A 21,961-nucleotide genomic window follows, 5' to 3' on the forward strand; every position below is an offset into this window, starting at 1 on the left:
TTCTCTAGTCGCAAAGCAGTTGGTCCGCGAGGTAGTCGTGGTCTGTGCCGCGCTTGCGAGACAGGCGGGCAACTCCGCGTTCGACGACCACTTCAACCGGCGCTTGCCGACTGAGAAATCCTAAGGGACTGGCAGATCGACCATAGGCACCGGATTGAAACACCCCGATCCAATCACCAATTTCGATGGGGGGAAGTTCCAAGCCGCGCGCGAGGACATCGAGTGGTGTGCAAAGTGGTCCAACCACATCGATCGTTTCGGTTGTTACGCAATCCAGTTTGTTGAGGACGGCAACGGGATAGTTGCGCTTGATGGTTTGGCCGAGATTCCCGGACGCAGCTAAATGATGATGCATGCCGCCATCGACAATCGCGAACTTCTTGCCGCGCGACGTCTTTACGTCGGTAACTTGCGTCACGTACAGACCCATTTCAGCAGCTAGAAAGCGGCCGGGCTCCAGAACGAAACGAACCTCGCTGAATTCTGCCCCGCGAGCGATCTCTTCCATCCACGCCCTCAATCCCACCTGCAGTTGGCACAGATCGAGCCTGGTCTCGTGAGCAAAATAAGGGACGCCCAGTCCACCTCCCAGGTCAATTGTCTGCAAGGGACGACCTAGACGCTGTTGCAGATGACGGGCAATTTCCAGCCCGGCACGATACTGCTTGAGCAGTTGCTCGTGGTCGAGAATTTGGGTTCCCACGAACAAGTGAAGTCCCACAATCTCAAGCGCTGGGATCGGTAGCAACTCGTCCAGCAAGTCATCAAGCTGATCTTCATCGATGCCAAAGGGAACGGCTTTCGCTCCCATGCGCATCCCACCACCCTCGACTGCGGCAGCGGGATTTACTCGCAACGAAATTCGCGCGCGTGTGTGTTTTAGCTCTGCCAGGCGAGCAAGTCGCCTGGCTTCGGTGCGAGATTCGACGTGAATCTCGCCGATCTGCTGAGCGAGGGCCAACTCAAGTTCTTGTTCGGTTTTGCCTGGACCAGCAAACAGGATCTTATGAGCTGGGCACCCCGCAGCGAGGGCTTGATGCAACTCTCCGCTGGAAGCGATCTCCAGCCCACTCCCCTGCCCCACGAACGTGCGGAGCAGTGCTTGATTGGGATTTGCCTTAACCGAAAAGCAGATGTCGAAGCGAGGAGGTAGCGTCTGCCGCAATAGCTGGTATTGTCGTCGGGCAACGTCCAGATCGTATACATAAAGTGGCGAACCGAACTGCCGCACCAATTCGCTAATGGCCACTCCACCCACCTGCAGTTGGCCAGCGGACACGCCAAAATGCCGCGCAATCAGGTCGGCGACATGGTCAGTCTGAGTTGCGGGAGTGGTTGTGGTTACGCCGGCCATTTGCTTCTGCAATCCAGAAAACAGGGTCGATTCGTAGTGCGCCTTACTTGGCGCTTGAAGCCGCTTCGCGCTGGCGGAGCGCTGGATAGTTAATTTTGCCGCTCGATGTTTTGGGGAACTCGCGCAGTACTTCGACCGACTTAGGAATCATGTGGCGCGGCAGGAGCGTGGCGACTTGGGCGAGCAATTGCTCCGGAATCACTTCTACCCCTTCACGCGGGACGACGAAGGCCTTGATCCGCTGGCCGAGGACCTCGTCGGGCAGTCCGATGACTGCCGCATCGCGCAGCTGGCCTGTCTTGCAGAGTGCTTCTTCCACTTCCGTCGGACTGATGCGAAAGCCCGAAGACTTAATCTGGTTGTCGCGGCGACCGACAAAGTACAGAAAACCGTCTTCGTCGGTTTTTACCAGATCACCCGAATAACAGACTCGCTCGTGGTCGCTGAGTTCGGGCGGCAACAGTGGATTTGGCCGCAACACTTTGGCAGTAAGTTCGGGCTGACCCCAGTAGCCGAGCGAGACGGTGGGTCCGCGATGGACCAACTCGCCGATTTCGCCCGGGGCACATGGCTTCCCCTCTTCGTCGAGCACGAGAATCTCGGTATCGGGAATCGCCTTGCCCATTGAAGTGGGGCGCTTGTCCAATTCTGACGGTGGCAAATAGGTGGACCTAAAGGCTTCGGTCAGGCCGTACATCAACACCACCTTCGTATCCGGCACTGCGCTGCGTAATCGCTGCAGGGTGCTCAGAGGCAAGGCACCACCGGTGTTCGTGATGTACCGCAAGTGAGGCAGCGGGGTACTGGCCAACTTCGAACTATCTTGAGCAATCAGGCTCCAAAGAGGCGGGACGCCGGCGAGGCCGGTGATCTTTTCCTGCGCGAGCATGTTCACGATTTCCTTCGCGAACAGGAACTTCAGCATCACGCACGTGCCACCTTGTTGGATGGCGGTCGTCAATTGGTTCAGTCCGGCATCGAAACTGAAGGGCAGCACCGCCAGGATGCGATCTGCCGCTGTGATTTGCAGATAGTCAGACACAATTGTCGCCCCTGCCAGCAAGTTCGCATGGCTGAGCATCACTCCCTTCGGCTTGCCGGTGGAGCCAGATGTATAGAGAATTGCTCCGAGGTCTTTGTCGATGGCTTGCTCGGGTAACTGCTCCGACCCGGCGGCACTCCAAGCGGGAAAGGAATAGGTCCGCAGCTGGCTTGTTGCCTCAGCCGTCTCGCCGACGAGGACAATGAATTGCAGTGATTCGCAGGTCTCTAGCGTTGGTCGAAGTTGTTGCCACCGCGCGGCATCGAGAATGATGCCGGTCATGCGGCAATCGCGAACGATGTGCTCCACTTGATCGGCAAACAGGCCGTGGTGAATCGGCACAAAGACCCCACCCGCCTGCGACACGCCGAACAACGAGACGGCCAGTTCGCAAGAAGGCTCGAGCAGGACTCCGACGCGATCGAGGCGCTTGGTCCCTGCTTCGCGCAGTCGTGTGCCGAGGGCGATCGCAGCCTGCTGAGCTAATTCATAGGTCAGCCGCGTCGCACCTTGGATCAGCGCTTCCTTAGCTGGGGACCGCGCAGCCGCATCGCGTAGCAGGTGATGAATCAGGAATTGCATGACACTTCCGGCACTCGTTTGCTTTGAATGAATTCCGCCAACGACGCGATGGATTCAAAGTGCTCCGAAACCATCTCGTCGTCACTCAAGACGATGGCGAACTGTTGCTCGACAAATGTCACGATCTCCAAAACCCCCAGCGAATCGATGATTCCGTGCTTGATGAGCGAATCATGGGGGCCGATCTCTTTGCTTGCCGCAGCTGGAAATTGCTGGACGATGAATTCGCGCAACTTCGTTTGGATTTCGATGGGAGTCATGGGCGATCTCGATAAGCGACAAGCAAGTAAGTGCTACATTATATTACGGAAACGTTATTCTTCGGCAAAATTAGCACGCCTAACGAGGGATATCAGTTGAGGTTTGCCCCAAACGGCAAAAAAATACGGCCCATCGTGGACTTGCTGCCACGATCTGAGATGAAAGAATGTCGCAAGTCGTTTCAAGTTAAAGAGTTAGGTGCATGCGACAGGTTGTCGTGCAGCCAAACTGCTCAGCCAGCGTTTGCCGAATTTCTGAACTTTCGCGGCCAGGTGCGCCGCAATCGACGCGAAAAAATCTCCTGGCATCGCGCCCGAGAATCAACGAAACTTCGGAATCCCCATCAGGTTAAAGGGGATGACCAATTCTGACTTCCTCTCGCGAGACCCAACCATGCGCAAGTTACTTTTCGGAATCGTTACTGCTGCGGCGGTAACCAGCGTTTTTCCCGCAGCAGCCCAGGAACCCGCCGAACTGTTTGAGAAGCTTGACGCAAATAAGGACGGCGTTGTCGCCCTAGACGAAGTGCCCGAAGACAAGCGGCCACTGTTCGAACGCTTGCTGCGCATGGGGGATGCCAACGACGACAAAAAGCTTGGCAAGGAAGAACTGATCGCCGCGCTCAAGAAGGGGCAGCCGATGGCCGAGGCTGCGCCGGCTGGTCGTCCCGGCGGTGGTTTTGGCGGGTTCGCAGCAAAGGCGATCTTCGAACGCTTCGATAAGAACAGCGATGGCAAGCTTAGCAAAGACGAAGCTCCCGAACGGATGCGAGAGAACTTCGATCGCCTGGATGGCGATAGCGATGGTAGTGTAACCCTGGCTGAGTTCGAAAAAGTAGCCGGTGCATTTCCGGGTGGGCCACCAGCTGGTCGTCCAGAAGGAACGCCACCAAGGCGACCTGAAGGCTCGCCCGAAGCTCGCGAGAACGGTCCGTCGCTAGTTCGGGCACTTGATTCGAACGGCGATGGCGAAATTTCGGCTGACGAGATTGCCGCTGCTCCCAAGGCGCTCGCCAAGCTGGATCGCAATGGCGATGGCAAGTTGACGCGCGACGAAGTGGGGCCGCCGCCAGGTATGCGGCCCGAAGGACGCCCCGAAGGACGCCCCGAAGGACGCCCCGAAGGTCGCCCAACTGCCGGAGTATTTGCCGAGCAGTTCCTGGCGCGACTGAAAGAGGCCGATGCGAACGGCGATAAGAAGATCAGCCGGGACGAAGCCCCCGATCGCCTCAAGGAGAACTTCGACCGAATCGACTCCAACAGCGACGGTCAACTCGACGAGACCGAATTAAAGGCGATGATCGAACGGATGCGCGAAGCGGGTGGTCGTCGTCCTGATGGTGACCGGAAGAAAGAATAGCCCTTCTTCAAAAGGTCCGATTGAATTCGCTTGGCGGCGGCTTTGGCGACCGGCACTTGTCGTGGAGAGTGAGGCTTATTTGCGCTTGGCGCGCATGAGCCGGCTGTATTGCTCGAGCGTGCGGCGTTCTTTGGCGGTCAGGCTGGCGTCGCCGTGTTGAGAAATCTTGGCGAGAATGCGATCGCCTTCGCGCTCCAGCACGTCTTCATCATCGTCACCTTCATGGGGTTCGGAGTGGACGCGGAGTGCTGGGCGGCTCTTGAAGCGGTTGCGCAAGTTCTTCAGCCAGCGGCCAGGACTATCGAGAAACGTGCCGCGGCCGAAGTTGATCTTCAATGCCCAGACTAACACGGCAAAGGCCGCACCCGTCAGGTGAACGTCGAAGGCCACGCGGCTCCCTTCTTCTTTGGGCCCCATTTGCACGCCAAATAGATCGGCCAGCACAATCAACGCGCCCAGGATCCAGGCAGGAACGGGTATGAGCACTTTGTCGAGCATCGTGGCTCGCGGGTTCTTCAAGCAGAATAAGATGATGACCGCCGTCACCCCACCCGAAGCGCCCAGCAGTGGCCCCATCTCATGCAACAGGAAGTAATGCCGGGCCGCCCAAGCCAGCCCGCAGATCATGATCGAGGCCAGGTAATAGCGAACCAGATAGGCTCCGCCTTGTTTCTCTTCGAGCAGTCGACCGAAGACCCAGAGGCCGATCATGTTCCCCAGGATGTGCTGGACGTTGGTGGAACTATGCACAAAGCCATAAGTTAGAACCTGAAAGAAATACCAAGGCTTGACCCAAACCTCGGGCCAGAGGGCCAAAGCTTTTGTGATGCGATGTTCGGGGCCGCCGAAAAACAGGTCGACCAGAAACACCAGCACCGTTAGCACGATCAGTTTGGCAGTGACTGACATGGCCCGCAGGCCCAGCGGATCGTCGGGTGCATCGTCGCGGTAGTAATCTCGTTCCTGATATCCCATGACTCATTCGGGGCTGAAAAAAGCGGGCGAAGAATTCCACTCATCGTAGCAGAATTCTGCTTCTTACAAGCCTTCGGCTGAACCGGGCACGCGTGGATCGTGTACGCCGGTGAAGGCTTTCGTGGCAGGATCGAAGGAAACCGCCTGGCAGACACCGATGCCAGCAGTTGCGTCGATCTTATGACCGCGATCTTGCAGCGCAGCAACCGTGGCTGCTGGCAGCGATTGTTCCACTCGCAGTTCATCGGGACGCCATTGATGATGCACGCGGGGTGCCGCGACCGCCTCACTGAGTGGCTGGTGCAGGTCGAGCACGCGGACGAGCACCTGCAGCACTTGCGTGATGATGGTGGGGCCGCCAGCAGCACCAACCGTTAAGAAGGGCTGATTGTCGCGCAGCACGATGGTCGGGCTCATGCTGGAGAGTGGTCGCTTGCCAGGTTGCACGGCATTCGCTTCCGCACCAATCAGCCCGAAGGCATTGGGCTGGCCAGGGCTGATGGAAAAGTCATCCATCTCGTTATTCAGCACGAGACCAGTGCCGGGAACGATGATTTTGGAACCGAATGTCGTATTCACTGTCGCCGTAATAGCGACCCAATTTCCCTCGGCATCGGCGGCGGCAATATGCGTGGTGTGTTTGTCGATGATGGGAGCATCGGCCGGTGGCTTGGCGAAAATGTTCTCCGTCGCGCGTGGTGGGCGGCCATAACTTTTCACCTCGCTGGCCTTGTTTAAGTCGATCTTGGCTGCCAGTTCGCGAGCGTACGCTTTGTCGATGAGGCCGCGCGGCACGTTGGCAAAATCAGGATCGCCCAGCCAGTAAGCGCGATCGGCAAAGGCCAGCTTCATCACTTCGGCCAGTAGATGCTCGAGTGCCCCCCTGCCCTGTTTGTTCAAATCGGCCAGCTCGAACTGTTCGAGCATGTTGAGCATCTGCGCCACATGCACGCCGCCGGAACTAGGGGGCGGAAAGCCGATGATTCGATAATCGCGATAGGTCGTTTGCAGTGGCTCGCGAACGATGGGCTGGTAAGCGGCAAAGTCTGCAGCCGTCAGAATGCCACCGTTGGCTTTCATCCACGCTTCGACCATTGCGGCAAACTCACCACGATAGAACCAGTCGATGCCATGCTTCGCAATTTGCTGATAGGTACGAGCCAAATCTGGCTGTTTAAGCGTTTCACCTTCCTCGTAAGCTGTGCCATCGGCCTTGAGTAACGCTCCTTTCGAGCCGGGAAACTGAGCGAGTTTGTCGGCGGTGCTCTTCAATTTGCGGGCATAGTTGCGATCGAGCGCAAAACCCTTGGCCGCCAGATCAGCGGCCGGCTGAACGACTTCCGCCAGTTTCAACTTACCCGCTTTGTTGAGTGCCAAAGCATATGCGGCTAGTGCGCCGGGAGTGGCGACTGCGAGGGGCCCCGTTTGACTAAGCGCGGGAACTGCTTTGCCATCGCGCACGTACATGTCGCGCGAAGCTTTGGCTGGCGCGGTCTCGCGGCCATCGATGGCCAGCAATTTGCCGTTGGCCTGACGGATCAAAATGAAGCAGCCGCCACCGAGTCCCGAATTGTGTTGGTCGACAACGCCCAGCGTAACGGCAGCCGCGATGGCGGCATCGACGGCATTGCCACCCTGGCGCAGCGCATTCACACCAGCCTTCGTTGCCAACGGTTGGACGGTGGCGACGGCACCGCGCTGCCAGGTTTGAGTGTCAGCAGCACGTAACGAGGCAAAGGTATTTGCCGCCAGAGTCCCCGCCGAAGTCGCAGCTAGCGCGCGTAACAAATCTCGGCGAGTGAGCATGATCTTTTCGCTTCCATTCGCCTCCGCCCCTGCGGCGGTGGTTCATTGGCTTAGGCACAAGCTCTACGACACGTGTCATGTGCCCGAGTAGTGCAAAAGCCGTTAAACCCCCGGAACAGGCCCGGGGGCGTGAGATTAGTTGGCGGAACTTAGGAGTTCAACTTCACGTTGGCGTTGTCGGCGATGTTCACCCAGCAGTGAACGTGCGGCACGCTGCGGAAGTTCCAAACGAACGCCGGGCCCTCAAGGCGCCAGTTGTCCCAAATCTTGTCGTTGCCCAGGTCGGCATCAGTGAAGAAGGCCAGCGAGCACTTGTCGAGACCGCCGTTGGTCTTCAAGCAGGCGAGCACTTCGTCTCGATCGCTTTGGCGATAAGGCTCGATCAGTTTTTGCAGCACTTTCTGCATTTGTTCCTTCTGATCGGACGACATATCGGCCACGGGAATGCCGGCGAACGTTCCCTTGTCGCCCTGCAGTTGCACCTGGCTTTCGGGCCACGTCTTCGAGACTTCGGCCTTCTGTCGCTGCTTGCCGTCGAGCATCTCGTAGACCTTGTTGGCTTCGAGCGCTTGTTCCCAGTAAACATTGCCAGGATGGCCGGGCTTCTCGTTGAAGCCACTGGCCGCGTGACCGTAGAAGATTGGCCCGCCAAAGGCCATGTGCTCGGTGCTGTTGCCGTCGCAGCGAAGTGTCATGTGCCGGCCGGTCATCACCAATTCGAACTTGCCGTCGCCCGGCTTGCCGAAGATGGCAACATTTTGGCTCGTGCCCCAGCCCTTACCGCCGTTGTCGTCCTTTAACTGCTTGTCGACCTTGGCATGCCACTCGGGGCTAATGATTCCTTCGTAGATCGCCCGCACGATTTCAGCTTGCTCCTTGGTGTAGTAGTCGCTGCCGATAATGGTGGGCGAGGTGATGTGCCAGTTGTTCGAGATGCGAGTGCGGAGCAGGCCCAGTTTAGGATCTTGATAGTCCCAATCGAAGCAGACCTCTTTCTTTTGGTCCTTGCTCATCGAGTCGTAAAGTTGCTTGACCAGCGTCTCAGGCGTTTTCTTGTCAGCGGGCTTTTCATCCGCACCAAACAAATTGCCAGTTGTGGCACCCATGGCAAGCAGGGTAGCACCGGCTGCCGAGGTACGCAGAAATTCGCGGCGGGCAACTTCCGTGCGGCCACGTTCGCTGCGCGGCGACGCCGAGCCGGGCGATTCACAATCGGGACAGACGGGATGCGATTCAGACATAACCAACTCCTTGCGAGGAACAAACCGAACGAGAACCGACGCAATCTGGCATCAACCACGCTCCATCAATATAGGCTGATCGATTGAGAGCAACCATCCGCAGGGCAGCGGTTGCCTTGTTCTGACTACTGTTTGCCGACCAACACTACCAACAGGCATAAGGCTTGGGTCGATGATCTACGGAACCGACTCCTTCGCTGGTTGCGGCTCGGCCGGTTTTGCTTTCGCAATCATCATCTCCATTTGCAGATCGGCAAGACTTGAGGTCACTCTCTCATTTTCGTCGGTCTTAGCCAGGTGAAGATTTGCCCAGACCAAATCCATTCCCTCATTGACCTTTTCCTCGGCCAGCGAACGGAGCTTCAGGATTTGCTGCTGATCGACATTCTGACCATCGGCCTGCTGTTCTATTTGCTTTGCTTCGGCAAGCAAGGCGACTGCTTCATCGTGCAACGATTTCGCCTTTTCCATCTGGCGGGCGGCGATGTTCGCGTTGTTGTCTATCGCCATCACCACGCCCACTGTCGGCCCAAGGAAAAAACTAGTGCCATAAACCATCAAGAAAAAGAGCGTGCCGAGGATACCGGGGGACGATGTCGAGGCCTGCTCGTGAAGCGAGATCATGCGCGTGCCGATGTTCGCCGGGTTACGATCTTGCGGGAAGATATCGAGCGCGTATTGATACAGCTGGCGGAGTTCAGCAAGTCCCTGCTCGCGCCATTCGGCGACGATGGTTGGAAACTCTCGCCGCAAGCGGCGGGCGCGCGAGGCCAGCTTATAGCCGTAGGGAATGCCGATCAGCATGAAGAATGCCATCAATCCCAGAATGATCGACCCCGTGATGGCCAGCAGTGCCAGGCCGAGGACGGCGAAGATTTTGAACACCACTTCGAGCGCGGGATGTCGTCGAAAGATGAGGAGATTCATCACCCGGCCGCCGTCGAGTGGAATGAGCGGCAGCAGGTTGAACCCATTCAAGGCGACCAGCATGGCTACGAGTTGAAACATCAGGCTCTTGGAGTCCGTCGGCCGGAAGGCGAAAAATAGAACCGTGCCCAGGATCAGCCCAGGCAGCGGACCAAGGAGGAGCACTACGATCTCTTGCCAGGCCGGAACGGCGTGCTTTTTGCCCGAGACCGCCGCGCCGAAAAATGGAATGAAAAACATCTTCACATCGCGATAGCCGAACAACTTCATGCCCAGAAAGTGCCCCGACTCGTGCAGCAACAGCACAGCCACGAGCAGGCCCATGCCGAGCAGGTTAAAGCCCCCGAGGCTCGTCAGGGCGAAGAGAGCCATCGAGATCAGAAGCCACCAACCGTTGTTGTTGCGCGGCGGGGATTCGATCGCGGCATTGGCGGCATGCAGACTCTGCTCGAAGAGGACGTCTTCCTCGCCGAGCAGGATATCGGCCGTCGTTATTTCAAACGCGCTACCAGTCTGACGATGGCTGGGTGGAGGAGGGAAGTCCATGGAGGGCTCGCGAAGCGATGCAAGTTGAGAAGGAGTGCCTGCTCAATTATTGCATGGCCCGCGCGCGGAATGCACTGCAAGATAATTTGCATCACTTATTGCCGGCGTAACAGCAGCGGCATGAACGCCAACAGCACCAACGCAATCAGGCCAATATCGCTGCTGCCGTCGCGCTGAACGTAGACATCGGGACGGCGGACGTCGGTCTGAGTGGTTGCCTCGGCGAAGTAGACATCGGCAGGTGCCACTTTGTACGGCCACTGATCTTCGAATTCGGTAAGATAGAATTCTGCGGGGCCAGTTTCCGAGGGGAGTTTTAATAGATCGAGCAAGCGGGTGCGCTGCATTTCTTCCAACTTGCCGGCCCAGGCCACTTTGCCGGTCCACGGTTGTGCGGGGGTCAAATCTCCTTGGTAGCGAGCGTTTGAGACAAAATAAATCCGCAGCAGTCGCTGTTGCTCCGCGAGTGCTTGCGTGTGCTTCGCATTGCCGGCAGCAAGTTGCGCATAGTCAGGTTCGCGATAAGGAAACAGCGGCTGATCGGTATCGAACGACAGTCGCAGCGCGCCGGCCTGCACGGTTTGTGTCTCTTGGCTATCCGCCCGTTTGGCCACTTTGAGGGCCGTGATTTTCCAGTTCTGATCTACATAAGGTTGAGCCCAGGCAGCAACTTCGGGCGAATAGGCATAGCCGTTGTCTTTGAGCCATTCGACGAGCACGGCAGTGTTGTCAGCTTCCAGCACTGTGGCATTGAACCCGGCCACTTCCTTTTCTTCGAGCACGCGAACAGCCGGACCAGCTGCGGCGGTGACTACCGACTTCGGCTCGTCGATCGAACAACCTAGATTGCAGCCGCCCCCTTGTGGATTGCGCGGACGATAGACAATTCGTGGCGCAGTTACTTCGTGCAGCAGGCCGAACGCTTCGTTGCCAGACTCGGCCAGCTCGGGTTTGCTCGGTGAAGGGATCAAGAAGCCAAAATCGTCCGCTTCGCTTTGAAAGGAAGCCTTTCGGATGAAGTGCTGTTTCTTGGCAGCCGGATCCCAGAGCATGATGACGGTCTGGTCCGCGTTCACCACCCAATCTCCTAACGGAGGAGCCGGGCAACAAGCGATGCTGGGATAAGCGATGGCCAGCAACAGCAAACAGGCGGAAAGTGCACGCGACATGATTGGCCTCCGGGAGATGAGGAGTTGAGGGCCAGAAGTTTAGAACTAGTGAAGCAGAGTTGCGTCACTGAAGAAAGTGAGCCACTTGAGAGTGAGGATATTCCCGGTTGTTACAGTTTACTTAGCCGAATCGGAGTGACCAGGTACTACTGCAGTTCGAGAGATCCAGCTCGATAGTCAATGGTCAGCTTGCAGTTCTTAAGTAGTCCGATGCCTAGTAATGGCATTCTTCCTTCGTTGGCAATAACCTCAACCCGGCGAAGCTTGTCAAACCAAGCGATGCAGCATTCGTAGGTTTCCAGAATAACTTTCGTTCCATCAGCTAGAGTTGCTTCGACTGCAGCTGATTGAGCCAGTCCGAGTTCGCTGATTTTGTCTTGGGACACAACGAGTTCGCCGTCAAAGGCGGTGTCCACCCAGACAGATAGCTCCGTCTAGGTCGGGCTCGATGAAGAACTGACGAGCAAGGTAAGAAGAGCACGGCCGGCCGAGTCCACAACACCGTTCATGTCGAGAGTTCACCCAAATGTACGGTTGTCTCGTGGCCAACACGCAGGGCGAATGATAAGCGATCCGGAAATGCCTGACGAGCTGCTTGGATAGCTGCCGTCAAAGTTTCGCCAATGAAGTGTTGCCCCGAGTAGGGCTCAATCGCGACGTACTGGTCTTGATGTGACTGTTCGAGAATCGAACGGAGACGTAGTTCGTAGATTTCTTTCGCGGCCTGTGACACGACAAGGGTCTGTTGCGAGGCCATGCTTCTGCCTCCTGGTTAATTGATCCTAACAGAAGCGTGACAATCCTTTGCAACCGATCCCTACTTCACTGACGCCGTAGCTGCTTCGGTGCGGCGATTGGCTTCATCGGTGGCAGCGGCCGTGAGCTGGCGAAGTTCGCTATTGAGCGCCTTATTCGAGGCGAACAGCACGCGGATTTCGTTGTTCGTTTCTTGTAACTTGCCGAAAAGTGTACGGCCATAAGTGAGAACGCCATCGCGCTCGAAGGTGACTTTGGCCAGGTCTTCGTCCAGTTGCCGTTTGTACTCGGTGAGCAGGGCGTATTGCTCGTCGGCCTTCGTTTTGGCAGCGGTCAGCGTGGCGATGTTGCGAGACACTTCACGCATGTTGTTGTCAATTTCCACCATTCGGCGATGAAGAGACACGTACCGAGCGGCGTAATCGATAATGCGGCGACGATAGATGGGCTGGATCTTTTCGACGATGCCTTGCGCGACCAGTTCATCGGCTTTTTCGTTCGGGATGATGGCGGTATCGCCCGGCTCGAACTCAGCGATGTCCGATTCCTTGCGATGAAGTCGAATGGGCTGTGCCCGGCCATCTTTGTCGAACAAATCAGCGCCGGGCAGGTTATTGTCCTTCACTAACGGGGCATCGACTTCTTCTTTGTACGTTTTGACGAACTTCACTTCAGCCCACAAGTTGTCCGGTGACGTACCTTCGGGGGCACGTTGGCCATCGAGGACGTAACTGTTGATCAGCTTGTCGTAATCGGCCTGGCCTAGGCCTGTTTCGGCCATGGGAATCAAAGCCTGAAGTTCAGCTGCCGTCAGGCCGGCGAAGAGTTCGTAAGTGTCGATCGGACAGGTTTCGTACAACGTCCAGGTTCCATTCCCGCCGTTGACTCGCGCTGTTTGTTCGGGAGTGAGTGGCACCAGGGGAGCAAGAGTCACTGCATCAGCCTGAGTCTGCGTGACGATGAATTGACCGAGATAGAACTCAGGCTTCATGAAGCCTTGGCCGCTGTCGACTTCGGTAAAGGCATACAGCACGGTTTTCTCGGCAATGCCGTGACCGCCACCTTGCGGCGCGGGTGCTTGAGCGGCCGGATCGGGCACGACGGGCATTGGTGCCGCGGCAGGATCGACCGGAGCAGCTGGGTCAACCGGCGCTGCGGGATCAACGGGTGCCGCAGGATCAGCCGGCATGGGCACAGGTGCTGGCGCTGCTTGCGGCGGAGGTGCAGCGACAGGAACTTGTACGGTAACTGTGCCACCGGCAGCACCAGCGGGACGAGCGCCGCGCCAGACGCGACCGCGATCGAGAATCAAGCGCGAGAGTTCTTCGCTGCGCACGAAGACGGAATCTTTTTCGCCTTTCACATCGTTGGCTTCGCCCCGCTCGAGCAAGGCGACGCGCGATTGGGCCGCTTCGACTTCGACTTCCAATTTTTGCACCAGCGTCATCCAGTTGGCGCGGGTTAGAAGCGTCATCGAGGCATACACCATGAACGCTGGCACAGCAAAGAACACCAATAACAGGAAGGTGACATGCACCCACTTCCACGTCTTGGTGTTCATGTACGTAACGAACCCGAAGAACAGTACCAGCAGGACGCCGAGCACCTGGAAGATAACTGGATTCATTACAGAATTCGCCTGCGAATAGTGAACGGGCTCGCGTGATCAGAACGGCGGCTGGAAACCCAACACCGAGCTCGTTCGAGCGGACACCGAGTTCGAATGCTCGGGGCCATAGGTCGATGATAAATAGGGCAGTCTGGGGTGTCAAGTTTTGCCGCGTTGGCAACCTTTGACGCAAATCTTCTGCCAACTTGGGTTTAGGACGCGTGATAAGTCATCTTTACGCGGCATAACCGTCATCTCTAGCGCATTCGTTCAAGTCTGAACGGTTTATTACCGAATCTTTCCCTGCAGGAACGTTTGTTTTGGAATCGTTCGCCGCTGAACGATCGGCGAGCGGTGCCGCGCGTGGACTTTCGCCCACGTGCTGCAACCACCCAGTGTTGATGAAAGTCAACACGACGAACGGAATACTCAGGTACGGCATGGATGCACGTCTGAATGCAGAGCCGATTGCTCACGCCGGCGCACGGCCGCGCGGAGCACTGCGCGAGTGGTTGCAACTGTTGTTGCAGACCGGTGCCGTCGCCCGTTCTTGGCGTCAACAATTGGCCAGCCAGGTCGCCGGGCAAGAACTGACCGATCAAGAATTTCTCGTCCTCTGGCTTTGCAGCGAACAGCCTGTTGCCAGGCGCGGACAAGGCGAACTGGCCGAAGCGGTTGGTGCTTCGCCGGCGCAAATGAGCGGGCTCGTCGAACGCCTTCGCCGCCGCGAGTTGCTGCGGTTCGAGCGCCTCGGCAACGATCGCCGCCGTCAAGTCTGGCAACTGACCGCACAAGGCGAACAGTTAGTCGCCGAACTGTGCCGCACCCTCTCAGTCCGGAGCGAACAGATTTTTAGCCGACTCACGAGTGACGAGCAGCGACAACTACTCGCGCTGATTCAGCGCTCCCTGCCCAGCGACGATGAAATCGACACCGACGAACCAGCCCGCTTCCTCACGCCTGGCCAAGGAGGTCCTTCGTCATGCGCTGCCTAACTTCTTCGTGGATCAAAAACACTCCCTCAGTTGCCCGCTGGATTTTTGCCTGCCTGGTGCTGAGCCTGGTGGTCGGCAATGTCGGCTGCCATCGTTCGTTCTATCGCCGGCAGGCGGATAACGACGCTTACAACCTGATTCGTCAAAAGGGCGATCATCCGCACTGGGCATTACCGAACATCAGCATCACGCCCGATCCACGGTCGCGCATGTTCGATGCCAACTGCCCGGACTGCCCTCCCCTGCCCCCTGATGATCCGTTTGCGCACGAACTGATGCACTGCGTCGACAACAAACGGGGCTATCCCGGTTGGCACGACAACGGTGAAACCCCCTACATCGAGAATCCTGCCTGGGCCGAATACTTGGAATTTGGCAACAAGGGAGTGCTCGAAGTCAGTTCCGATAACGCCGTCAGGCTGGGGTTGTTGCACTCGCGCAACTATCAACAACAGTTAGAAGAACTCTATCTTTCGGCCCTCGACGTCAGCTTCGAACGCTTTCTGTTCGACTCGCAATACTTTGCCGGCTACTCGGCGCAGTACACGGCCGATGGTCGCCTGCGTAACGATCCTGCGCGGCTGCTCAATTCAGGCGGTAACTCCCGCAGCGATTTTATTCTGGCGACTTCGTCGAACGGACCGCGCCCCATCGCTGTGCGGAGAGCGTTTACCACTGGCAGCACGTTGGTGGTCGGCCTGGCGAACTCGCTGATGTGGCAATTCTCGGGGCCCGACGATTATCGAGGCAATACGCTCATCGATTTCGCGCTGGTGCAACCACTGCTGCGGAATGCGGGACGCGACCGGATTCTCGAACGTCTGACCGTGGCCGAACGGACGTTGCTCTACAACGTCCGCTCGATGGAACAATATCGCCAGGGCTTTTATGTGCAAGTAATGACCGGACGCGACCCAGGCAGCGGTCCAGAGCGGCGCGGTGGTGTGTTCGGCGGTTCGGGCTTCGATGGTTTCTCAGGCGTTGGCGGCGGCGGCTTCGGTCGGGTGACCGCGGGGAATGCCGGCGGAAATGCCGCTGCTGGTGGTGGACAAGGCGCGGGTGCTGCTGCGGTCGGCGGTTACTTGGGACTGCTGCAGACTCAGCAGGACATCAAGAATCAAGAAGACAACGTCAAGCGGTTGCGCAACAACTTGTACCGCTTAGAGCAGTTTCTCGAAGAATTGAAAACGCGCTCGGGCGAAGAGGGACTCGTCAACAACATTCTCCGTCAAGATCTGCAAGTCGCGCAGGCTCGCCAGGCTTTGTTCAACTCCGAAAGCCGGCTCATCAACTCGCGCAATGCGTATCAGCAAACGCTCGACAACTTCAAAGGGACTTTGGGCCTGCCACCCACCATCTGCATGGAAGTGCAGGATGACTTGCTCGATCAGTTCCAACTCATCGACCGAGCGACCCTCAGCGAACAAGATACGATCGAAAACCTGGTCGATGAATTCAGCGAAACTCGCTTGAAGATCACGTCGCACATCGAAAGCCGCGTGGTTGCCGATGCCAACGACGCCACTCGTTCGGTCGTCATTCGCACTCTGGCCTGGTACCCCGAACTTCCCGCGCACTTGCAGGAACTCAAGGCGAACTTGATTCCCATTCGCCAAGTACGCGAACGGATGCTGACCGATTACCTGCCGCGCACCGAAATAGACCTGAAAGAATTCGCGGCGTCGCTCGGTCGCCGCCGGGCCTGGCTCACCAAGTTGAAGTCGACGCTCGAAATGCTGCGTAACGAAGGGTGCGCGATCCTCCCGATTCCCACCTTGAACGAAGAAATCTTTCGGCTCGACCGGCTCGACCGTTCGCGCAAAGAAGTGGAGGTGCAATTCGAGGCCCTCAAGACCAAGGTCGACAAAGACTATCTCGTCCATCTCGAAGAGCGCGAAGCTCGGCTCGATAAGCTGATTAAAGATGGCGAGCGGCTGATGCCGGAGGAACTATTCACGCAGTTGTACGACGGCATCCTGTATCCCAAGCAGGGTGATGTCGATGCCATGGCGATGGCTCCGACCGATCAAGTGGCCGATATCCTCGTCGTCTTGCCTGCGGACATTCTCACGCTGCAATTGGTGCAAGCGCGAGCTCGGGCCGAAGGGATCGAACTGATTCCGGTCGACCTCAAGGCCGATCAGGCTTTGGAAGTGGCTCGCAAATATCGTCGCGACTGGATGAACGCCCGGGCTGGACTCGTCGATGCTTGGCGACTCATCGAATTCAATGCGGATAACCTGGAAGGGTCACTCGATATCTTCTTCAGTGGCGATGTGCAAAACGTCACCGATAATCCGTTCCGTCTGCGGAGTGCGACCGGTCGCTTGAGAGTCGGCGTTGCTTTCGATGCTCCGCTCACGCGGTTGTCGGAACGAAACGTCTATCGCCAGGCGCTCATCGAGTTCCAGCAGGCTCGGCGCAACTATTACAACTTTGAAGATACTGTGGCTCGCAGCTTGCGGACGACAGTTCGGACGATTCTGACCAATCAGATCAACTTTGAACTGCAACGACTGGCTGTGCTCGAGGCAGCCCGACAGATCGATCGGAACGAAGACATTCGGATCGATCAGGAGTTGACCAACCAGGCTTCGGGTGCGACCGCCGCGCGTGACTCGGTGTCGGCGTTGTCGGACTTGCTCGATGCCCAGAACAACTTCATGAGCGTGTGGGTCAATTACGAAGCCCTCCGCCGCTCGCTCGACTTCGATCTCGGTACGCTGCAACTCGACAGCGAAGGTATCTGGATCGATCCAGGTGCGATTCGCGAAGACTACGGCACCAACGACCCTTGTCTGTGGCGCTGCCCCGATGCTCCCGAACCCTGCTACGACGGGGCGACGGAAATTCCCGTCCCTCCCTATCCACAGTTCCACCTGGAAGATGGCGAAATGCTGGAGGGGGTGCCGCAGTACGGCGAGCCGATGCTGATGCAACCACAACCGGCACAGCTAGAGTACGGACCATCGCCGTATAGCCAACCGCAACCTCAAGAGCGGGAAATGTTGCCGCCACCGGTTCAGCGTGGGGCTCCAAACCCAAATCAGAATCGATATCAACCGAACCAGTTCCAACCGGTTCCGAGCCCGGCTCCAAAAACAGAATCGGGGACGACATTGGGACCACAGCATTCGCACAAAGTGAATCCGCTGCCGCCGCTCACTCCCCGCATCAGACCACAGATTCCGGCTCCGCGCACGCCAGTCCCCCGCAAACCGGGACCGGTCGAGGCGAAGCTGAGGCCGCGAGTCAAAGTCGCGGCGCTACCGGAAGGGTCAGCAGACGTCGAAACCGCCGTCGCCACTCAGCCGATCATCGCTGAGCCAGTGGTGGTCGAACCAACCGCTTCGCCGGCCGTCTATGGCCCGGAACTCTCGCCGGCTATCAACGCCGTCGCCCCACCGGTTGCGGTCGCGCCGGTGCAACTGCAGCGCTAGTTTTCTTTGAGCCGGAAGCGTGAGCGCCCGGAGGGTATTCCATCGCAATTGTTCCCAGTTTAAGGTTTCAAGTTAAGGACGGTCATGGCAACCGATATTCTTGGTACGAAGCGTTGACCAGACAACTCTCCGAGCGCTCACGCTTCCGGCTCAGTTTCGTTCGGTGGCCCTTGGGTTCAGGACAATGTTTCGGGCCGACCTTGCTCGGCCTAAGTTCTGTCCAGCTGCCCGAAAATTGCCCCGACCCCGAATCCAGGGTCGGGAGGTTTTTCGGGCGCGCCGAGCTTGCTTTGGCAAAACAGCGACGGCCCGAAAATCCACCTGACCCACATTGGGTGGCCGGCGAGTTGGCTGGGCGAGCCGGTAATCGCAGGCTCTGCGTTTGTTAGGTAAGCAGTGCGAGGCGGCAGTTTGACCCCCTTGGGTTCAGGACAATGTTTCGGGCCGACCTCGCTCGGCCTAAGTTCTGTCCAGTTGCCCGAAAATTGCCCCGACCCCTGCTGGTGCAGGAAATGTTGCGGCTCGTGACCAACCTAGTCACGAGCAGAGCATCTATCCTGTCACGGACCGTTCTTTGTCATGTTGGCAGAAACTGTGCGAAAATTGTGCACTTAGTCTGTGAATAGTAGAAGTTAAGTGTCGAGTGTGTTGCGTTTAGTAATGGCGTAGTGTTGACCCTAATGAGTGTGGCAAACATCCTGCGGCAGTCATGTCAAAACCAAAATGGGGAGGGTTTTTTAGTGGAAATTTCGGAAATCGATTTTGGAAAGTTCCACATCGCCTTAAGGACTTAGGGCGAGTGCTTTGGACTTAACTGCCCGAAGTTCAACGCTTTGTGGGATCGGGGTCGGTTTGCGAATTCATTGTGGATTGTGGAAATTTCCTGAATCCGATTGAACGACAATTTTCTAGCTTTGGGGGGCATAGGCGAGTTGGGATTTTGAGCGATTAATGGCGGACTCTCGGCCGAGAGGCTTGCGGCATTCCAGTCGCCAGTGAGCTAGCGGGCAAACCGCTCGCAGGCAACTGCCAGTGCGGCTTTGTTCGCACCGGAACTATCGACGCGAAAAGTGGTTAAATAGAAATAGAGCCGGTTGCGGTCTCGCGCACGTAAACGTAGGTAATGCTTGGATTTGGGCGCGAAAGAAGATGACAGCAAGGGGCTGCGAGTATAGAATCCATGATGCTTGATGCTCGGGAAACTCGATGAGTTTTCCAGCGGACCTGTCAAGCAGAAAGGCTGCCCGCGCGGCGGCGTATTTTCCCGCCTGAGTTTGGCCCCTTGAGAAATGGATTAGGGCCCGTACGAATGAATAACACTCTCCCACTTTCGCACCTCCCCGCATGTCGTGCTCGGCAGACATCGCTATGCAGCGGATTCCGCGGCGGTCGACGTTTGCGCCGGGGCAACGCCGCCGGGGCCATTCTCGGTCTCCTCGTCGTCTCCATTGGCATTGGCGTGGCTGTCTGGTGGACTATGTTCCGAAGTGGTCCGGCCAAGGGGCCTGGGCCCATGGTCATGCAGGTCTCGCGCGGGCCATACGAGTCGATTGTGCTCGAGCAGGGGGAAGTCGAGAGTAGCAGCAATATCGAAATCCGCTGCGAGGTGAAGTCGCGCAATTCAAGCGGCATCACGATTCTCGAAGTCGTTCCCGAAGGGGCGCAGGTCAAGCAAGGTGACTTGCTCGTTCGGCTCGATTCCAGTGCGCTCGATCAAGAACGACTGCAGCAGAAGATTGTCGTCAATACCGCTCAGGCCCTGCTGGTTCAATCAGAAAACACTCTGGCGGCCGCCAAGATCGCCCGCCGTGAATATCTCGAAGGGACGTTCAAGCAGGAAGAAAAGACGATCCTGGGCGAAGTCTTCGTGGCCGAACAGGGCCTGCGAAGTTCGCAGTTGTCGTTCGACTCGGCCCAACGGTTGGCAGCCAAGGGGATCTTGAGCCCACTGCAACTCGAAGGAGCCAAGTACGCTGTCGATAACGCCCGCAATCAACTGGAAGCAGCTCAGACCAAGCTCGACGTGCTTCGCAAATACACTCGCGAGAAGATGCTCAAGCAGTTCGATAGCGATATCGCCACCGCCGATGCCAAGCTCCGGTCGGACGAGAGCAGTTTGCAACTGGAAGAAGACAAGCTGAAGGACATTGAAGATCAGATTGCCAAGTGTGTCGTTCACGCGCCACAGGCTGGGCAGGTGGTCTATGCCAACAAGTACAACTCGGGCCGCAGCGGCAGCAGTGCAGAGTTTGTGGTCGAAGCTGGTGCGATGGTGCGCGAACAGCAGCCCATCATTCGGCTGCCCGATTCCGCCAACATGCAGGTGAAGGCGCTCGTCAACGAAGCCCGCATCACCAAGGTTAGCCGTGGCCAACCCGTGACGATTCGCGTCGACGCACTCAAAGACGAATTGATGCAGGGTGAAGTGATCAAAGTGAATCAGTATGCCGAGCCCGGCAGCTGGTCGAGTGGCAATGTCAAGAAGTACGCTGCGATTGTACGGATTCTCAATCCACCCGAAGAGTTGCGAACTGGCATGAATGCCGAAGTGCGAATTCACGTCGAAAGTCGCCCCGAAGCCCTGCAAATTCCCGTGCAAGCGCTGGTCGACCACAAGGGGCAATTCTTTGTGCTTGTGCAGAATGGCGAGCAACTCGAGACGCGTTCGGTCGATGTCAGTTCGACGAATGACAAGGTGGCAGTGATCGAGAAGGGTCTGGCGTTCGAAGAGACCGTGGTGCTTAATCCGCGTCGTCAGGCCGAATTGATTCTGCCGGACCTGCCCGATGTTCCCGCCTCGAACATGGCGATTGCGGCAATTTCGCCGGCACCCGTTGCCACTCCCGCTGGCGATACGCCAAAGAAAAAGGGTGGCACATTGAACCCGGTCGCGATGCTTGATCAAACCTTGGAAGCTGCCGACACCGACAAGGACGGCAAGTTGTCGGTCGATGAACTGGCGAATGTGAACGAACGGATGCGTCCGCGCCTGGACGGTGCCGATGTCAATAAAGATGGCTTCATTGACCGCACCGAATTGATGCCGATCATGGTCTCGGCCGTGCAACGCATCAAAGAGATGCAGGCCCAGAGAGGGATGACGGGAGGGGGCCAGTGAATTATGCGGCAAGGCTAGTGGACGTTCGCAAGGACTACGTCCTCAAGAGCGAAACAGTCCGAGCCTTGCGTGGTGTAACGTTCGACGTGCCCGAAGGGGACTACGTTGCGATCATGGGCCCGTCTGGTTCCGGCAAGAGCACGCTTCTTAACTTGCTCGGTTGTCTCGATAAGCCAACGGCTGGCAACTTCTTTCTTGGCGAAGACGATGTCTCGCGAATGAGCGACGACCAACTCTCGCACACGCGGGCTTCGCGCATCGGCTTCGTCTTTCAATCATACAACTTGATTCAACAATTGACGGTCGTCGAGAACATCGAAGTTCCACTCTATTACCAAGGCCGCGTGAATGCTGCGTCGCGCCGTCGCTGCCGCGAACTGGCCGACATGGTTGGGCTTGGCGAGCGCCTGGGGCATCGCCCTTCGCAACTCTCTGGTGGTCAACAGCAGCGGGTGGCCATCGCCCGCAGCCTGGTGAACGATCCGTACTTCATCCTGGCCGATGAAGCGACCGGCAACCTCGACAGCGTGACGACCGAAGAGATCTTGTATCTATTTCAACAACTGAACGATGCTGGCAAGACGATCATTTTGGTGACGCACGAAGACGAAGTATCGATGCACGCCAAGCGAATTATCCGCTTGCGGGATGGCGTGGTGCAGACCGACGTTCAAAACACCAAACGAGTCCTCGTCCGGGCTCGCAATTTGCCGCCGTCTTCCGATACCCAAATTGACCCTGCCCTAGTCGCTGCTGGTCCGACGCACGAATAGGTTGCTTT

At 57.4% G+C, this 21,961-nt stretch carries 16 protein-coding genes; 5 read left to right on the plus strand and 11 right to left on the minus strand.

Translation table 11 applies throughout. The features are described from left to right. Positions 1 to 4: 4 nt before the first annotated feature. Genes ETAA8_RS13260 through ETAA8_RS13270 form a run of 3 tightly spaced genes read right to left on the minus strand, consistent with a single transcriptional unit; the run spans position 5 to position 3,238 of the window. Positions 5 to 1,354, minus strand: coding sequence for a type III PLP-dependent enzyme (locus ETAA8_RS13260; RefSeq protein WP_145088689.1), 1,350 nt, complete (start codon positions 1,352 to 1,354; stop codon positions 5 to 7). 43 nt (positions 1,355 to 1,397) lie between these two features. After that, entirely contained in the window at positions 1,398 to 2,978 is a 1,581-nt protein-coding gene (locus tag ETAA8_RS13265) for an acyl-CoA ligase (AMP-forming), exosortase A system-associated (RefSeq protein WP_145088691.1), read from the minus strand. Further along, on the minus strand, positions 2,966 to 3,238 hold the full coding sequence (locus tag ETAA8_RS13270; protein ID WP_145088693.1) for an acyl carrier protein: 273 nt from the start codon (positions 3,236 to 3,238) through the stop codon (positions 2,966 to 2,968). The genes ETAA8_RS13265 and ETAA8_RS13270 overlap by 13 nt, the downstream gene beginning before the upstream one ends. A 394-nt stretch (positions 3,239 to 3,632) precedes the next feature. On the opposite strand from ETAA8_RS13270, the gene ETAA8_RS13275 reads away from it, so the two are divergent. Continuing rightward, positions 3,633 to 4,598, plus strand: coding sequence for a hypothetical protein (locus tag ETAA8_RS13275; RefSeq protein WP_202921809.1), 966 nt, complete (start codon positions 3,633 to 3,635; stop codon positions 4,596 to 4,598). A gap of 75 nt (positions 4,599 to 4,673) precedes the next feature. Here ETAA8_RS13275 and ETAA8_RS13280 read toward each other — a convergent pair whose 3' ends face one another. The 8 genes from ETAA8_RS13280 to ETAA8_RS13315 form a co-directional block, all read right to left on the minus strand. Next, the gene (locus ETAA8_RS13280) at positions 4,674 to 5,573 is read right to left on the minus strand and encodes a rhomboid family intramembrane serine protease (protein WP_145088699.1); all 900 of its coding nucleotides are present in this window, start codon (positions 5,571 to 5,573) and stop codon (positions 4,674 to 4,676) included. A 63-nt stretch (positions 5,574 to 5,636) separates the two neighbouring features. Beyond that, on the minus strand, positions 5,637 to 7,379 hold the full coding sequence (gene ggt, locus ETAA8_RS13285) for a gamma-glutamyltransferase (RefSeq protein WP_145088703.1): 1,743 nt from the start codon (positions 7,377 to 7,379) through the stop codon (positions 5,637 to 5,639). Positions 7,380 to 7,528: 149 nt separating this feature from the next. Continuing rightward, entirely contained in the window at positions 7,529 to 8,620 is a 1,092-nt protein-coding gene (locus ETAA8_RS13290) for a DUF3500 domain-containing protein (RefSeq protein ID WP_145088706.1), read from the minus strand. A 177-nt stretch (positions 8,621 to 8,797) separates the two neighbouring features. Then, on the minus strand, positions 8,798 to 10,093 hold the full coding sequence (locus ETAA8_RS13295) for a site-2 protease family protein (RefSeq protein ID WP_145088709.1): 1,296 nt from the start codon (positions 10,091 to 10,093) through the stop codon (positions 8,798 to 8,800). A 95-nt stretch (positions 10,094 to 10,188) separates the two neighbouring features. Further along, positions 10,189 to 11,262, minus strand: coding sequence for a DUF2330 domain-containing protein (locus tag ETAA8_RS13300; protein WP_145088712.1), 1,074 nt, complete (start codon positions 11,260 to 11,262; stop codon positions 10,189 to 10,191). Positions 11,263 to 11,408: 146 nt separating this feature from the next. Further along, positions 11,409 to 11,678: a hypothetical protein gene (locus ETAA8_RS13305; RefSeq protein WP_145088715.1), complete on the minus strand. Its 270-nt coding sequence runs from the start codon at positions 11,676 to 11,678 to the stop codon at positions 11,409 to 11,411. An 89-nt stretch (positions 11,679 to 11,767) separates the two neighbouring features. Further along, the gene (locus tag ETAA8_RS13310) at positions 11,768 to 12,019 is read right to left on the minus strand and encodes a hypothetical protein (protein ID WP_145088718.1); all 252 of its coding nucleotides are present in this window, start codon (positions 12,017 to 12,019) and stop codon (positions 11,768 to 11,770) included. A 60-nt stretch (positions 12,020 to 12,079) separates the two neighbouring features. After that, positions 12,080 to 13,645: a hypothetical protein gene (locus ETAA8_RS13315; protein WP_145088721.1), complete on the minus strand. Its 1,566-nt coding sequence runs from the start codon at positions 13,643 to 13,645 to the stop codon at positions 12,080 to 12,082. 422 nt (positions 13,646 to 14,067) lie between these two features. Between ETAA8_RS13315 and ETAA8_RS13320 the strand changes: the two genes are divergently transcribed. The 4 genes from ETAA8_RS13320 (at position 14,068) to ETAA8_RS13335 (ending at position 21,953) form a co-directional block, all read left to right on the plus strand. Continuing rightward, positions 14,068 to 14,622 carry a MarR family winged helix-turn-helix transcriptional regulator gene (locus ETAA8_RS13320; RefSeq protein WP_202921810.1) on the plus strand — a complete coding sequence of 185 codons (555 nt, stop codon included), beginning with the start codon at positions 14,068 to 14,070 and terminating at the stop codon, positions 14,620 to 14,622. Further along, positions 14,610 to 18,062 carry a hypothetical protein gene (locus ETAA8_RS13325; RefSeq protein ID WP_145088727.1) on the plus strand — a complete coding sequence of 1,151 codons (3,453 nt, stop codon included), beginning with the start codon at positions 14,610 to 14,612 and terminating at the stop codon, positions 18,060 to 18,062. The genes ETAA8_RS13320 and ETAA8_RS13325 overlap by 13 nt, the downstream gene beginning before the upstream one ends. 1,309 nt (positions 18,063 to 19,371) lie before the next feature. Next, complete coding sequence (locus ETAA8_RS13330) at positions 19,372 to 21,180, plus strand: efflux RND transporter periplasmic adaptor subunit (RefSeq protein ID WP_145088731.1); 1,809 nt, start codon at positions 19,372 to 19,374, stop codon at positions 21,178 to 21,180. After that, positions 21,177 to 21,953 carry an ABC transporter ATP-binding protein gene (locus tag ETAA8_RS13335; protein WP_145088734.1) on the plus strand — a complete coding sequence of 259 codons (777 nt, stop codon included), beginning with the start codon at positions 21,177 to 21,179 and terminating at the stop codon, positions 21,951 to 21,953. Before ETAA8_RS13330 ends, ETAA8_RS13335 begins: the two co-directional genes overlap by 4 nt. Positions 21,954 to 21,961 lie beyond the last annotated feature (8 nt).

This window comes from Anatilimnocola aggregata (assembly GCF_007747655.1).
GTDB lineage: Bacteria > Planctomycetota > Planctomycetia > Pirellulales > Pirellulaceae > Anatilimnocola > Anatilimnocola aggregata.

Coding starts and splice junctions, on each gene's coding strand:
- ETAA8_RS13320 (WP_202921810.1), top strand. CDS start 14,068: ATGGATGCACGTCTGAATGCAGAGCCGATTGCTCACGCCGGCGCACGG.
- ETAA8_RS13330 (WP_145088731.1), top strand. CDS start 19,372: ATGAATAACACTCTCCCACTTTCGCACCTCCCCGCATGTCGTGCTCGG.
- ETAA8_RS13325 (WP_145088727.1), top strand. CDS start 14,610: ATGCGCTGCCTAACTTCTTCGTGGATCAAAAACACTCCCTCAGTTGCC.
- ETAA8_RS13295 (WP_145088709.1), bottom strand. CDS start 10,093: ATGGACTTCCCTCCTCCACCCAGCCATCGTCAGACTGGTAGCGCGTTT.
- ETAA8_RS13280 (WP_145088699.1), bottom strand. CDS start 5,573: ATGGGATATCAGGAACGAGATTACTACCGCGACGATGCACCCGACGAT.
- ETAA8_RS13265 (WP_145088691.1), bottom strand. CDS start 2,978: ATGCAATTCCTGATTCATCACCTGCTACGCGATGCGGCTGCGCGGTCC.
- ETAA8_RS13310 (WP_145088718.1), bottom strand. CDS start 12,019: ATGGCCTCGCAACAGACCCTTGTCGTGTCACAGGCCGCGAAAGAAATC.
- ETAA8_RS13260 (WP_145088689.1), bottom strand. CDS start 1,354: ATGGCCGGCGTAACCACAACCACTCCCGCAACTCAGACTGACCATGTC.
- ETAA8_RS13290 (WP_145088706.1), bottom strand. CDS start 8,620: ATGTCTGAATCGCATCCCGTCTGTCCCGATTGTGAATCGCCCGGCTCG.
- ETAA8_RS13275 (WP_202921809.1), top strand. CDS start 3,633: ATGCGCAAGTTACTTTTCGGAATCGTTACTGCTGCGGCGGTAACCAGC.
- ETAA8_RS13300 (WP_145088712.1), bottom strand. CDS start 11,262: ATGTCGCGTGCACTTTCCGCCTGTTTGCTGTTGCTGGCCATCGCTTAT.
- ETAA8_RS13270 (WP_145088693.1), bottom strand. CDS start 3,238: ATGACTCCCATCGAAATCCAAACGAAGTTGCGCGAATTCATCGTCCAG.
- ggt (WP_145088703.1), bottom strand. CDS start 7,379: ATGCTCACTCGCCGAGATTTGTTACGCGCGCTAGCTGCGACTTCGGCG.
- ETAA8_RS13315 (WP_145088721.1), bottom strand. CDS start 13,645: ATGAATCCAGTTATCTTCCAGGTGCTCGGCGTCCTGCTGGTACTGTTC.